At 62.7% G+C, this 12,422-nt stretch carries 10 protein-coding genes; 7 read left to right on the top strand and 3 right to left on the bottom strand.

The window, feature by feature from the left end:
- Nucleotides 1-139: 139 nt before the first annotated feature.
- Both B5525_RS16870 and B5525_RS43980 read left to right on the top strand, forming a co-directional pair.
- Entirely contained in the window at nucleotides 140-667 is a 528-nt protein-coding gene (locus tag B5525_RS16870; RefSeq protein WP_079573454.1) for an ester cyclase, read from the top strand.
- Nucleotides 668-722: 55 nt separating this feature from the next.
- Nucleotides 723-899: a hypothetical protein gene (locus tag B5525_RS43980; RefSeq protein ID WP_154073268.1), complete on the top strand. Its 177-nt coding sequence runs from the start codon at nucleotides 723-725 to the stop codon at nucleotides 897-899.
- On the opposite strand, the gene B5525_RS16865 is transcribed toward B5525_RS43980, so the two are convergent.
- Complete coding sequence (locus B5525_RS16865) at nucleotides 874-3,036, bottom strand: ADP-ribosylglycohydrolase family protein (RefSeq protein WP_079567018.1); 2,163 nt, start codon at nucleotides 3,034-3,036, stop codon at nucleotides 874-876. The two genes, B5525_RS43980 and B5525_RS16865, sit on opposite strands and share 26 nt — an antisense overlap.
- A gap of 24 nt (nucleotides 3,037-3,060) precedes the next feature.
- Nucleotides 3,061-4,116 (bottom strand): LacI family DNA-binding transcriptional regulator, encoded by a 1,056-nt coding sequence (locus B5525_RS16860; protein WP_079567017.1) that lies wholly within the window; start codon nucleotides 4,114-4,116, stop codon nucleotides 3,061-3,063.
- Nucleotides 4,117-4,193: 77 nt separating this feature from the next.
- Between B5525_RS16860 and B5525_RS16855 the strand changes: the two genes are divergently transcribed.
- The 3 genes from B5525_RS16855 to B5525_RS16845 are packed head-to-tail and all read left to right on the top strand — an operon-like array spanning nucleotide 4,194 to nucleotide 7,218.
- Entirely contained in the window at nucleotides 4,194-5,537 is a 1,344-nt protein-coding gene (locus tag B5525_RS16855) for an ABC transporter substrate-binding protein (protein WP_079567016.1), read from the top strand.
- An 8-nt stretch (nucleotides 5,538-5,545) separates the two neighbouring features.
- Nucleotides 5,546-6,394, top strand: a complete 849-nt coding sequence (locus B5525_RS16850; protein WP_079567015.1) for a carbohydrate ABC transporter permease — start codon at nucleotides 5,546-5,548, stop codon at nucleotides 6,392-6,394.
- Nucleotides 6,391-7,218, top strand: a complete 828-nt coding sequence (locus B5525_RS16845; RefSeq protein WP_079567014.1) for a carbohydrate ABC transporter permease — start codon at nucleotides 6,391-6,393, stop codon at nucleotides 7,216-7,218. The genes B5525_RS16850 and B5525_RS16845 overlap by 4 nt, the downstream gene beginning before the upstream one ends.
- Nucleotides 7,219-7,236: 18 nt before the next feature.
- Here the strand turns inward: B5525_RS16845 and B5525_RS16840 are convergent, their stop codons facing one another.
- Nucleotides 7,237-8,871: an acetolactate synthase large subunit gene (locus B5525_RS16840; RefSeq protein ID WP_079573452.1), complete on the bottom strand. Its 1,635-nt coding sequence runs from the start codon at nucleotides 8,869-8,871 to the stop codon at nucleotides 7,237-7,239.
- A gap of 176 nt (nucleotides 8,872-9,047) precedes the next feature.
- On the opposite strand from B5525_RS16840, the gene hydA reads away from it, so the two are divergent.
- Together hydA and B5525_RS16830 are read left to right on the top strand one after the other, a co-directional pair.
- Entirely contained in the window at nucleotides 9,048-10,505 is a 1,458-nt protein-coding gene (hydA, locus tag B5525_RS16835; RefSeq protein WP_079573450.1) for a dihydropyrimidinase, read from the top strand.
- A 513-nt stretch (nucleotides 10,506-11,018) separates the two neighbouring features.
- Nucleotides 11,019-11,372, top strand: a complete 354-nt coding sequence (locus B5525_RS16830; protein WP_079567013.1) for an H-NS family nucleoid-associated regulatory protein — start codon at nucleotides 11,019-11,021, stop codon at nucleotides 11,370-11,372.
- Nucleotides 11,373-12,422 lie beyond the last annotated feature (1,050 nt).

Here is a 12,422-nt window from a genome sequence, read left to right as displayed (position 1 = left end):
TCCAGCAGAATCTGAAACTGGGCCAACCGACACGGAAATCGGGTGGCGCTGAGTATGTCGCGGCTGCTTACTTCGCGCATCGAGGCGCGGCTGGTTTTGCTTCGTGCAAAACCGGCAACAAGCGAACGGAGACGGCGCGATGTCACAGGATAACAAGAATGTCGTAACCCGGTGGTTCAAGGAATTTTGGGGAAATCCCTGGAATTCGAGAATCGTAAACGAACTCGCCACATCCGACATATTCGTGCACTACCCGATGCATGAGCCAAAGAAAGGACGCGCAGCCGTCACGAATTTCATGACGGAATTTCGCAACGCCTTTCCCGATCTGAACTTCCGGGGTGTTGGCGATCTCATCGCAGAACGCGACTACGTCGTAGGGCGGTGGGAAGGCGGTGGCACCCACACGGGCCCGGCCTTCAGTGACTTCCGCATGGGCTCGCTCCCCGCTGCTTCGGGTCGGAAGATGAAGTTCGCGGGGACAACAGTGCTTCGCCTGGAACAAGGGCGGATTGCCGAGGAGTTGGGGCAAGAAGATGCGTTGAGCGCCATGCTTCAGCTCGGTCTAATTCGTATGCCCGAACCGGATGTGCCTCCGGCGAGGCCCGGCGGCGCGCTGCCACCCGGGTGGAACAATTTGTCGGGATTTCCGAAGGCCGCCGGCTGAATTTCCTCGCTCTAACGCGAACGCTTTCGCATTAGTCGATGGGAACGGCGATCAGGTGCAGGCTGCTGGCGGCTGGCTTGCGGCCAGCTATTTCGGCGGCGGCATGACCGCGCTTGCCGCCATGGTATGCGCCTCGCCGGTGTCCTACGCGTTGATCTGCCTGATCGTGACGGGCTCAAGGACGATGTGGCGCGCGCAGCAAGATATCATGAGGCCGATATCGGCGCGGTGACGTGAACGGCCTGCGTCGAGATGGATCCTGTGTCCACGATCAGCCCGACGCCGCCACCCGACAGCAAAAGTTCGCCCGTGTCCCGGACAGCGAATAGTTTCTTGCCCGCGACATAGGCTTCGATCTTGTCGCCGTCGACCTGCAATGCGACTTCATATTTCTGGTCGAATTGCCAGGCGAAGCGATCGGTGGCCAGAATGGTCTCGTCGTGGATCTTCTTGATCAGCCTGACGCGGCCGCCGTCGGTCCGGTCGAACATCAGCGCATAGTAGCGCTCGCAGCCCTGCAGGCGCGCCGCAAGGCCCCATTGATCCGCGAGCAAGGGCACGATTTCCGACGTCGCGCGATAGTCTTTCCAGTCGCGCGTGCCTTGCGCGATGAAGCCCGTGCTCTCGCCGCTGGTGATACGAAGCCCTTCCCAACGGGTTTGAAACTGGCTGACATTATTGACCCAGGCGTGCTTCCACATCGTGCTGAGATTGTTGTCGGGCCGCTTGAGAACCATCTCGGGCGCGCCGTGCCATGTCAGATAATCCAGATAGATGGTGCCATCGACACCCAGCGGGTCGCGCGCCTCGATCTGGAGTCCGATCCCGAAAACCGGATATCCGCCGGTATCGGGCACGCGCCAGGTCAGAACGGCTTGACCTCCGGGTACGATCTCGCGAGTTTCGCCGTAGATCTGCTTCAGTTCGTCGCGTTCGTCGTAGACGCTGGCGTAGAGCCGCACCGCGACAGTGCCACTGCTGCCATCGGCTTCCAGCCGGCATTCGACGGTCTGGCCCGAATACAGCGTTGGGCATGCCAGGAGCTGATAGATCGGCATCGTGAAGACGTCCTTGTCGAAGAACGTCGGCGTCGCGACGCGCGCGACCCGGCCCGGCGCCAGCCGCCGGTAGCCGATCGCCAGGCTGCGTTCCCCGGTCCGGCTGTGACCAGGGACATTCCTGATCTCGACCTGATGAAGCTCCGCTGGCGATCCAGCCTTCGAACAAAATCCCTGCAGGCTGCCGGGAAAATTGAAATTGAAACGCGCGCCGTTCTTGGCAGGCGCGGGCGGCGGCGCTTCCGCCAGCGTGTAGCCCGAGCCGATCAATGACTGCGCCTCGATCACGGCGTCGGTGATCGATCCGCCGCCATCCGCCGAGGAGATGTACATGCGGTCGGCGATGGGGGCGCGGAAATCCGGTCCGGCGTCGAGGCCGGCGAGCCCGGTCCTGATGCCGAACAGGCATCCGACATTGCCGGCGTTGCAGTCGGTGTCCCAGCCCGCGGTGTTGGCGATGCGCATCGCTTCCTGAAAACTCCCCTCGCCGTAAAGCGTGGCGAGAATGACCAGCGCGTGGTTGGGAATGACGTGGCAATTGCCCGGGAATTTGTCGTAGCCGTATCGCTGCGCGATCAAAGCTCGCGTGCGCTCCCAATCGTGGCCGTTGTCGCCGGCGTGCCATTCGCGCACGTCCTCGACGACGCGCCTGATCAGGGCATCCCTGGGCACAAATCCCAGCCCGACATCCAGCAGCTTCTGAACGTCACGCTCGACAAAGGCCTGCGCTTCCATCGCCGCCAGCAGCTTCGCCGCATGGACGGCCTCACCGTCATGGCTGACGCGCGCGGCCTGCTCGGCAAGCCAGACTGCCTGGTCGGGATTTCCCGGGCTGACCATCGCCCATCCATCGATGAAAATCTGCGCGCCGATCTGCTCGGCGACGGTCTTGCCGTTCAATTCGCTCGACCCGCTGCGCGGCGCCGGCACCCCGGACTTCAGCCGCAGATAGGCGGTGTGTTCGGTGGAATTGCCGATCCCGCCCCACCACAGGATCGAGCGGTCCTCGACGAGATAATTCAGCCAGGTATTTCCGACCTGCTCCGAGGTCAGGCGCTTCGGGAAACCGTGATCGGCCAGCGCGCGCGGAAAGGCGAAGGTGCCGGAAACGTCGTCGTCGGTCACGACGAGATGGTGGGAGCGAAGGGCCACGTCATGGCGCTCATTGACGTAAAAATTAATGGGCCCCAGTTCTTCCATGATGCGTTCATAGGTCCAGCCTTCGAAAGGCCGCCCCAGATAGACGCCGATCAGTTTGCCGAGCACACCGGCGTAGACACGTTCGGAATAGTCGTTGGGAATCGCTGGCACTTGATTGTTCCTTTGGCGCGTCGTTCAGGCCGACATCCGCTTGATGATTTCAAATTTGAGTTCGTGGCTTTTGCCGGGGGCTTCCAGCCCGCCCGGCTGCAGCCGCTTGACGAGCGTCTTGGCGGCGAGCGCCCCCAGATCGAATTCCGGCTGACGCACGGTGGTCAGGCCGAGCAGCCTCGCGGCCGGGATGTCGTCGAACCCCACGATGGCGATATCGTCCGGGACGGCAAGCCCGGCGCTCCGTGCGGCTTCCATCGCTCCCAGCGCCAGCACATCGCTGGCGCCGAATACGGCGGTGGGGCGGTCACGCTTCGTCGCAAGCAGGCTCTGCATGGCGCGGGCGCCGGATTCCTCCGAATAGGCACGGTCGGTGACGAATTCCGGCGCCAGCCCTGCCTCACGCATCACGGTCGTGTAGCCCAGCGCGCGCCGCTTGCCGGGGCCGAACTCGGCCAGGATCATCGCAATGCGCCGATGGCCGCGCGCGATCAGAAATCGCGTCATCGATGCGGCGGCTTCCATATTGTCGATGTAGACGCTGTCGATCGGCAGCGGCCCTTCCGCTTTGTGCTGGCTCTCCAGGCGGACGAGCGGAATCCCCGTGCGCGCCAGCATCGTCAATTCCGGAATGCGCAGATGAAAGAAGGTGGCGACGACGCCGTCGGCACGGCCCTGAAGCAGCCAGTTGACCGCCCGTGCCTCGCCTTCGGGCGTGCCGTCGGTATCGAAGATCAGCACGTCGTAGCCCGCGGGCGCGGCGACCGACTGCAGGCCCCGGACGAGGCCGGGATAAAACGGGTTGGTGATATCGGGGATGACGCAGGCCAGCGCCATGGTGCGGGCGCTGCGAAACATCCTGGCCGGATGGTTCGGCTGATAGCCGAGTTCTCCCGCCAGTTTGAGAATTCGCTCGCGTGTCGCCGCTGGAACGGACGGCGTTTCCGCCTTGTTGAGCACCAGCGAAACTGCTGCCTGCGAAACGCCGGCGGCGGCGGCGATGTCCTTCTGCGTTGGGCGTACCGGCGCGCGCTTGCCGCGCCCGCCTCCCCGCGGTCTCCTTGTTGTTGACGCCTTCATTTGGCTTAGTTATACGTATTATTAAAGGAAAATCAACATCCCCGGATCGTCAGTTGCCGGGCAGAGAGGACGCCGTCATGTCATTGTCCCGACGCCAAATCGTTGCCGCCATTCCCGCCGCCGCGCTCGCAGCCGGCCTGCCGCGCGACCGCGCGATCGCCGAGGACGGGCGCAAGGTGGTGACGTTCTGGTTCGGACAGGCGAATTCGGACGGTCAGGCCGCGCTGCGCAACGATCTGGTCGAGGCCTTCAACGCCTCGCAGGACAAGTATCTGCTGCAGCTCGAGGTCAAGGGTGCCGCGGTCAACAACCTCCTGAAGGTCGCGCTGGTGGCGGGCAATGGTCCCGACATCGTGCAGACCGCCGGCCCCGCCTATCTCACCGCGATCGCCAATGCCGGCCAAGTGCTTGCGCTCGACGACTTTGCCGAAAAATACAAATGGAGGGAGCGCTTCCTGCCGGCGCTGCTGAACACCAGCGTCTACGGTGGAAAACTCTACGCGCTGCCGCGCGATTACGAGTCGATGCACCTGTTCTACAACAAGGAATTGTTCAGCCAGAACGGCTGGAAGCTGCCGACCAACCGCGCCGAATTCGAACAGGTCTCGGACGCAGCACTGGCGAAGGGCATCATTCCGTTCGGCGCCGGCAACGCCGACTGGAAAGGCGTCAACGAATGGCTGATGACGGTCTTCATCAATAACGTTGCCGGCCCCGACAACGTCCGCAAGGCGCTGGCGGGCGAGCTACCCTGGACCGCACCGCCCTTCGTCGAGGCCGTCGATCTGTCGAAGGCATGGTTCAACAAGGGATATTTCGGCAAGAATTATTTCTCGCTGACGATCGAGCAGAGCTTTCTGCAGGTCGTGAACGGCAAGGCCGCGATGGCGCTGAGCGGCACGTGGTCGTTTGGGACCAAATCCTATGGGATGTCGAAGCCCGACACGGTGATGGACGTCGCGCCGGTGCCCTCCCTCGGAGCGGCTGTCACCGGGCCACTGGTTCATCTCGCCTGCGGCGCAACGCTCTCGATCGCAAAGAACTCGCAGAACCCGGAAGGGGCTGCCGCCGTGTTCGACTTCATGCTGTCGCGGAGATTCTATGAGACCATGAATCGCGACTGGCCGGGCAAGTGGGCCTTGCCGGTCAAGGATCTTCCGCCCGACATGCTCAAGGGCATCGGCTATCCGCTGTTCGAGAAAACGATCGCGGGCCTGCATGACGCATTCGGAAAGGGACAATACGGCTTCACGACCTGGACGTTCTGGCCCGGCGCCACCAACAGCTACCTGATCGAGGGCATCGAGCAGGTTTGGCTCAACAAGATCACGACGGATGCCTATCTCGGCCGCATGCAGACGCTCTTCAGCCAGGAAGCAAAGGAAGGCAAGGTGCCGCCGCTTCCGCCGCGCACCGCCTGAGAGGTGAGATGTGGCTGTTCGCGCTTCCGGCGCTTCTGATCAACGTCTTCATCATTCTGATCCCGGCCACGCTGACCTTCGCCGCGGCGTTCGTCGTGTGGGACGGCGTCGGCACGCCGGTGTGGGCGGGGCTGGCGAACTTCCAGCACATGGTCGACGATCCCGTGTTCTGGTCGGCGCTGACGAATAATTTCATCTGGACCGCGATCTTCCTGACGGTGCCGGTCTGCATCGCGCTGGTGATGGCCGCGGCGCTGCTGATGGCGCCGGCCTCGCGCGTCGTCGTGCAGATCATCATCTTTCTGCCGCGGATCCTCGCGGTCGCGGTGACCGGGCGGATTTTTCAGGGCATGATCTTCAGCCCGGCGACCGGCGTCGTTGCCTGGCTGAACGAGCGCGGATTTTCGATCTCCGATCCGCTGGCCGACCCCGATCGCTCGCTGTATGCGGTCGCCGCCGTCGACATATGGCACTGGTGGGGTTTTCTCGCGGTGGTGTTCCTGGCCGCGATGCGCCAGATCAGCATCGATCAGATCGAGGCGGCGCGGCTGGACGGCGCGGGCTTCTTCACCCTGCTGCGCTACGTGCTGCTGCCGGGTATTCGCCCGACACTGGCGCTGATGCTGATCCTGACCGTGATCTGGTCGTTTCAGGTGTTCGAATTCATTTTCATCGTCACGCGCGGCGGCCCGGCCTATGGCTCAGAGGTGCTCGCGACGCTGGCCTATCGCCACGCCTTCTTCGAAGGTGATGTCGGGCAGGCCGCAGCGGTTGCATGCGTCATGAGCCTGTTCGGCCTGTGCGCAACAGCCGCCTACCTCCGGCTTCAGACGAGCGAGAGCTCGCGCTCGACATGACCGGGGAACGCTGGAGCAAGACGTTCAGCCTCGCGCTGATCGGCGTCGCATCGTTCGCTTCGCTGCTGCCGATCGTGCTTGCGGTGATGAATGCGCTGAAGACCACCGCCGAGATCAGCGGCAATCCGTTGGCACCGCCCACCCGGCCTCACTGGGAGAATTTCACCTCGGCGTGGCAGAACGCGGCCCTCGGTCCAAGCCTTCTTCACAGCGCCGAAGTCGCATCGCTGACGATCCTGATGGTCTGCGCCACGGCTGCGCCCTGCGCCTATGTGCTGGCGCGTCAGCAGGGCCGCGGCTGGCGCATCCTGACCTTCTATTTCATGGCATCGATCACGGTGCCCGTTCAGCTCTATCTGTACCCGCTCTACTTCATGTATGCGAAGCTCGGGATGGTGAACTCGATTCCCGCCGTGGCCCTGATCTATACCGCGATGTTCTCGCCGTTCGCGATCTTCCTGTTGCGGACCTACGTGCTTTCGATTCCGTTCGCGCTCGAGGAAGCCGCCCAGGTCGACGGCGCCACGCCCTGGCAGATGTTCTTCCATGTCATCCTGCCGATGATGCGGCCGGGATTGCTGACGGTGGCCATCATCGTCGGACTGAACGCCTGGAACGAATTCGTGATCGCGGTCACCTTCCTGCAGAACGACAGCAACATCACCGCGATCGTGAAATTCTATAATCTGACGGGCCAGTATTCCACCGACTGGGGTGAAATGCTCGCGGCCGCGATAACCATCGTGCTGCCCGTGGTACTGGTCTTCGTGTTCCTGCAGCGCCGGTTCATCGACGGCATGACCGCCGGCGCGGTGAAATCGTAAAGCAGCGCAGCCTCGCGCCTAATCCTGCATGTGCCGGAGTTCGTCGACCAGCACGCGCACGTTTTCGCTGTAGTCGATGGGGACGGCGACCAGCTGCACGCCGCCTTCGGAAAACGCTTGCTCCAGCGCCGGCACCAGCCCCGATGACGCAGTGACCCGCCGGCCCCTGGCGCCGTAGGAAGCGGCGTAGGCGACAAAATCGGGATTGCCGAAGGTAAGACCAAAATCGGCAAAACCGTCGACGGCCTGCTTCCAGCGGATCATGCCGTAGGCGTGATCCTCGATGATCAGCACCACGAGATTGAGTTTCAGCCGCCGCGCGGTTTCGAGCTCCTGGCTGTTCATCATGAAGCCGCCGTCGCCCGCCACCACCAGCACCCGGCGCTTCGGGTAGAGCAGCGCCGCCATCATTCCGGAGGGCAGGCCCGCGCCCATCGTCGCCAGCGCGTTGTCGAGCAGCAGCGTGTTGGCGACGTCGGTGCGGTAGTTGCGCGCGAACCAGATCTTGTACATGCCGTTGTCGAGCGCGACGATGCCGTCGGGCGGCATCACCTGCCGGACGTCGTGCACGACGCGCTGCGGCGTCAGGGGGAAGCGATCCTCTTCCGCGCGATCGGTGATGTGATCCAGGATCTCCTTGCGCAAGGCGACCCAGTCCGGGCTCATCTGCAGTTTGCCTTCGAGCCGGGCGCCGAGCAGATCCAGTCCCCTGGCGATGTCGCCGATGACTTCGGCCTGGGGGAAATATACCTCCTCGACGGTCGCCGGCACGAAGCCGATATGAATGACCTGGTGCCGCCCGCGCGCCATCAGGAACGGCGGCTTCTCGACCGTCTCGTGGCCGATGGTCACGATGAGATCGGCGCGATCGATCGCCTGGTGAACGTAATCGCGTTCGCTCAAGGCGGCGGTACCCAGATAAAAATCCGACGCGCCGCCGACGGCGCCCTTGCCCATCTGGGTGTTGAAGAAGGGGATGCGGACGCGGCGCACGAAATCGGACAGCGCCGGCGCGAGCTGCGGGCGGCTGGCGCCGGCGCCGAACATCAGAAGCGGACATTTCGCGGCCAGGATCAGTTCGGCTGCGCGCGCGATCGCTTCCGGCGACGGAACCGGCAGCTCCGCGGCATGCGCCGGCACCAGCGGCACATCGCCGGCTTCTTCCGCGGCAACGTCTTCGGGCAGTTCGAGATGCACCGGGCCCGGACGCTCCTCGGCGGCGATGCGGAAGGCATTGCGGACCAGGGTTGGAATCGCTGAGGCGCTCACGATCTGCTGCGACTGTTTTGTCAGTGGCCGCATCGTGCCCACCACGTCGACGATCTGAAAATGCGCCTGCCGGCTTTGACGAATGGCCTTCTGGCCCGTGATCAAGACCATCGGCATGCCGCCGAGCAGCCCGTAGGCCGCACCGGTGACGAGGTTGAGCGCGCCGGGGCCGAGCGTGGAGAGCGCGACCCCCGGTTTTCCCGTCAGCCGGCCATAGGTGGCGGCGAGGAAAGCGGCCGGCTGCTCGTGGCGTGTCACCACGAGCTCAATGGACGAGCGCCGCAGGCTTTCGACGACGTCGAGATTCTCCTCCCCGGGCACGCCGAAGATTCGATCGACGCCCTCGTTCTCGAGCGCCGCGACAAGAAGATCCGATCCCTTCATCTTTCGGTCCTCGCTGTGGTCCAAGAGCCCCGGGAAGTTCCGTATCTTCCGCCCAACAAATTTGCCCAGGAAAGTTGCCCGAGAAATTTTCGCTGTTTGCACGGAAATTGCAAGCTAGGCTGTGGGGCAGGATGACATCGCGCGATGCCATCCTTGCCAAATTGCACGGAGTTGCCATGACGACCCTCCTGATCCGCGGCGGCACGGTCGTGAACCATGATTATTCGAAACCCGCCGATATTCTTGTTGACGGCGGCAAGATCGCCGCGGTCGGCGCCGGCCTCGACGCGCCCGCCGGCACGCAAGTGATCGACGCCGGCGGCTGTTATGTGATGCCGGGCGGCATCGATCCGCACACCCATCTCGAAATGCCGTTCATGGGGACGGTCACTGCGGACGATTTCGAATCGGGCACCAAGGCGGCGCTGACCGGCGGCACCACCATGGTGGTCGATTTCTGCATTCCCGATCCCGGGCAGTCGATGCTGGCGGCGTACCAGGACTGGCGGCGCAAATCCGAGAAGGCGGCGTCCGACTATGGCTTCCACATGGCGGTGACGTCGTGGTCGAAGCAGGTGTTCGACGAGATGGAGATCGTGGTCAAGACCTACGGCATCAACAGCTTCAAGCATTTCATGGCCTACAAGGGCGCGCTGATGGTGAACGACGACGAGCTCTACAACTCGTTCGCGCGCTGCGCGCATCTCGGCGCGCTGCCGCTGGTGCACGCCGAGAACGGCGACGTGGTAGCGCGCATGCAGGAAGCCCTGCTCGATCGCGGCGTCAGCGGCCCCGAGGGCCACGCTTATTCGCGCCCGCCGGAAGTCGAGGGCGAGGCCACCAACCGCGCCATCATGATCGCCGACATGACCGGCGCGCCGCTCTATGTCGTGCATACCAGCTGCCGCGAGGCCCATGAGGCGATCGCCCGCGCCCGGGCCGCCGGCAAGCGCGTCTATGGCGAGCCGCTGATCCAGCATCTGTTGCTCGACTCGAGTGAATATGAAAGCCGCGACTGGAACCACGCCGCGCGCCGCGTGATGTCGCCGCCGTTCCGCGCCAAGGCGCATCAGGACAGTCTGTGGGCCGGGCTGCAATCCGGCTCGCTGCAGGTGGTGGCGACCGACCACTGCGCGTTCACGACCACGCAGAAGCGGCTCGGCCTCGGCGATTTCCGCAAGATCCCCAACGGCACCAGCGGATTGGAAGACCGCATGCCGCTGTTGTGGACCGCGGGCGTCAACACCGGCCGGCTGACAAAGGAGGAATTCGTCGCGGTGACGTCCGCCAATATCGCGCGCATCCTCAATATCTATCCGCGAAAAGGCCGGCTCGCCGCGGGCTCCGACGCCGACATCGTGGTGTGGGATCCGGCCGCCAGCAAGACCATCACGGCCAAGAGCCAGTTCAGCCGCATCGACTACAATGTGTTCGAGGGTTTTGCGTGCCTCGGCGCGCCGGTCGTCACGTTCTCGCGCGGCAAGATCGCCTGGGCCAACGGCGAGCTGCGCGCCGAAAAGGGTGACGGGCACTATATCGAGCGGCCCGCCTTCTCCCCCAGCCACATCGCCAATTCGACCTGGAAAGCGCAGACCGCGCCGCAAGGGGTGCGGCGGGCCGATGTAACGCCGTGAGCACGGAGAAGTGAGGTTGATGGGCGCGATCTGTTCAAAAGCCTCGACTGCAGCTTTTCTACGCTTGTCCGCTCCCTATTCCCAGAAAACCGAACCGTAGCGGAATATGATCGCCTGGCGGGGCGCGGACTTTTGGAGAAATTGTCTGGTTCCATGACGACAGTGCGTGCATGGCGCCCGAGTTAAACCCGCGAATTAATCCCGACGCCGGCGTTGCGGATTAAATGTCGGCTCGACGCCGCCTTGGGTTGAGCGAATCAGATTTTACGTCATTGCCTATTGAATGGGCCGGGAAATCACCCTATTTAATTTGGCACGGTGCAAGGACGAGATTGCCGCAGCCCGATGACTGTGCGCCCAATCGTTGCCTCATTGACCGTGCTTTTGTGTCGCAGCCATCGAAGCTGCCGTCACCAGCGGTCAGGAATAAACTTTCCGCTTCGATAGTCGAAACCTGGACCCCCAACGCAGGGCCAATGCTGGAAAATCACCTCTATGGACCGTAGATTTCATATGAAACCAGCCGATCTCAAGTTGATGTCCGTCGACGAGCTTTGGGCTCTGCACCTGGAAATAAATTCCGCTCTTGAGCGCAAGATAGCCGCGGAGAAGGCCGAGCTCGAAAAGCGGCTGCGGAAGCTCCGGTCCAATGGTGCATCAAGCAGGACGTTCGAACGGAAACGACGCCCTTATCCTCAGGTGTTTCCAAAATATCGAAATCCCGCCAAACCGGCGGAGACCTGGGCGGGCCGCGGGAAGCAGCCACGCTGGCTGACCGCGCAGCTCAAGTCCGGTAAAAAAAAGCTCGAGGATTTCCTGATCCACGCGTCGTCCAGTCGCGTGCGGCGCTCGGGTGCGCGGTCTTAGATACATCCTTCCCGCCTTCAGGCTGCGGCCCAATCCGTAACAACAATAATCGGTGTTCGAGAACCTCGATCCGTCGACGGATGTGCTTGAGCTCATTCTGAAATGTGGAGCGCGGCCGAGGCAAATCTCGCCGCCCGCTGTTCGCAACCGTTGAGCCACTTTTCATCTGACGCCTCCCGCCCTGAAAAACCAGTTCTTTAACGAGATTGCGGCAGCCGGTCAGCGCACTAGTGAACACAAGCGCCGCGGCGCGCTGGCCCGTGGCGCGCGTGTCTGCCCCTAGGGCCCGCAAGGTTAGCTCGAAACCGATCAACCGAGCGACTTGTCACAGTTAAGGGATTGCTAACGCGATCCCTTAATTGCAGGCACGCGCGAAATCCGAACTTTAAAAATTTAGCTGTATTAGAGGCTCTGTTGAAGAAGCGGGCGGGGACTTCACATGAACATCGAAATACTCGGACTTCTTGTTTTTGCGTCGGCGGCTATCGCCGCGGCAACGGTCACCTACCGACGTCGCATGGACGTGTTGTATGGACCCTACGTGCGAGGCCGCCCGGGAGGTCTATCGGTGAAGCGGTTTTGGCGGCCGTCATCCTCGGCCATTGATCGGCTCTCCGAGCTGGAAGGCCCAAAAATGATGTACCTTTCGTCGATTGGCCCATATTGATCCGGTCACGCTGACGAGCGTCGGGGACTTACGGCGCGGCAAATCGTCCCGGACAGGATGGGCGCGCTGAGCCGTGGCTTTGGGAATTGGGGGCGCGACAGGGATCGAACCCGTGCCCCTCGATGTCAACGAGGATTCCTTCTTGCCTTCGGGCTCGACCGAAAAATCCTAGAAGATCAGCTGCTTAGACGGCACAAGATTTTCGTAGCGGCAATCTGTCCGGCAGTCACCGCGAGTGGACGGAAGTGGGACCGTTCTCCGTGTCCGGCCAGGGAGAAGATCAGGCTGCCCGGGGACTGTTGATTGAAAATGTGCTAATTGCTGCGCAGTATCAAGATGCCGCCCCATTAGGCGGCAAGGCTCTGAGCTTCGGATAAGCGGGC

The sequence above is a fragment of the Bradyrhizobium erythrophlei genome, assembly GCF_900129505.1.
Classification (GTDB): domain Bacteria; phylum Pseudomonadota; class Alphaproteobacteria; order Rhizobiales; family Xanthobacteraceae; genus Bradyrhizobium; species Bradyrhizobium erythrophlei_D.
This window is presented reverse-complemented; position numbering and strand designations above follow the sequence as displayed.